This window comes from Streptomyces murinus, assembly GCF_002154555.1.
Classification (GTDB): Bacteria; Actinomycetota; Actinomycetes; order Streptomycetales; family Streptomycetaceae; genus Streptomyces; species Streptomyces murinus.
In genome coordinates, this window is record NZ_MUNF01000487.1 from 1 (window position 1) to 1,217 (window position 1,217).

At 73.9% G+C, this 1,217-nt stretch carries 1 protein-coding gene; it reads left to right on the plus strand.

Annotation, left to right across the window (positions count from 1 at the left end; genetic code table 11):
* Positions 1-1,217 (plus strand): condensation domain-containing protein (locus CCN72_RS27340; RefSeq protein WP_244174486.1); only part of this gene is annotated, 1,217 nt, incomplete at both ends.

Here is a 1,217-nt window from a genome sequence, read left to right on the forward strand (position 1 = left end):
ACGGCCAACGGCAAGCTGGACACGGCGGCGCTCCCGGAGCCGGACGTCCCGGTGCCGGCCACGGGGCGGGCGGCGCGTACGCCGCAGGAGCAGATCGTGTGCGAGCTGTTCGCGCGGGTCCTCGGGCTGCCGCGCGTCGGGGTCGACGACCACTTCTTCGAGCTGGGCGGGCACTCCTTGCTGGCCACCCGCCTGATCGCGCTGATCCGGGCCGCCTTCGGGGTCGAGCTGGAACTGCGTCTGCTGTTCGAGGGCCCGACCCCGGCCGCGGTGGCCGCCCGCCTCGGCACCGCGGGACCCGCGCGCCTCGCGCTCACCCCGCGCCGGCGGCCACCGGTCGTGCCCCTCTCCTCGGCCCAGCGGCGGCTCTGGTTCCTGGCCCGGATGGAAGGGCCGAGCGCCACGTACAACATCCCGCTCGTCGTGCGGCTGACCGGCGAGTTGGACCATGATGCGCTGCGGGCCGCCCTCGGTGACGTGGTGGCCCGGCACGAGAGCCTGCGGACGGTGTTCCCGGAGGCCGAGGGCGTGCCGTGCCAGCGGGTGCTGGCCCCCGAGGCCGCCGTGCCGCGCCTGACCGTCACCCCGACGACCGGGACCGGACTGCCGGCCGCGCTGGCGGCGGGCGCCCGCCACGCCTTCGACCTCGCGACCGAACCGCCGTTGCGGACCGAGTTGTTCACGCTGTCGGCGCGGGAGCACGCGCTGCTGGTCGTGGTGCACCACATCGCCGGTGACGGCTGGTCGATGGGCCCGCTGGCACGCGAGCTGACGGAGGCGTACACGGCACGTGCGCGGGGCCGGGCGCCGCGCTGGCCCGAACTCCCCGTCCAGTACGCCGACTACACCCTGTGGCAGAACGAACTCCTCGGCGACCGGAACGACCCCGACAGTGTCTTCGCCACGCAGATCGACTACTGGACCCGCGCCCTCGCCGGTCTGCCCGACCAGCTCACCCTGCCCACGGATCGCCCTCGCCCGGCCGTCATGACCTACCGCGGCGACTACCTCACCGCCGACATCGGCCCCGATCTCCACCGACGCCTCGCCGACCTCGCACGGTCGACGGGCGCCAGCCTCTTCATGGTCCTCCAAGCGGGACTCGCCGCGCTTCTCACCCGGCTCGGAGCGGGGGAGGACATCCCTCTCGGCAGTCCGATCGCGGGCCGCACGGATCACCGTCTCGATGAGCTGATCGGGTTCTTCGTCAACACCCT